The sequence below is a fragment of the Micromonospora chokoriensis genome (assembly GCF_000718555.1).
Taxonomy (GTDB): domain Bacteria; phylum Actinomycetota; class Actinomycetes; order Mycobacteriales; family Micromonosporaceae; genus Micromonospora; species Micromonospora chokoriensis_B.
On record NZ_JOAN01000055.1, the window covers coordinates 1 to 266 of the forward strand.

The following is a 266-nucleotide window of genomic DNA, read 5'->3' on the forward strand; positions in this document are numbered from 1 at the left end:
CCTGTCCGTACAGGGCAAGAACATCAACGTCGACGACATGGCCAAGGAAATGGGCACCACCGAGAACGGCACCAACTCCATCAACGACATCACCCCGGTACTGAACAAGGAAACCGGCAAGGCCAACGCCTACCACAGCGTCGAGATCAGCAACCCCACCGCCGACGCCAAGCAGACCGACACCCTGCGCACCGACATCGTGCGCACCGTCGACGACGGCCGCGCCGTAGTCGCCAACATCGCCGGCACCACCACCGACACCGACG

1 protein-coding gene is annotated in these 266 nt (G+C 63.5%); it reads left to right on the top strand.

All coding sequences use genetic code 11. The features are described from left to right. Nucleotides 1–266: C39 family peptidase (locus IF46_RS0132025; protein WP_030492144.1), on the top strand; the 266-nt coding region annotated here is incomplete at both ends.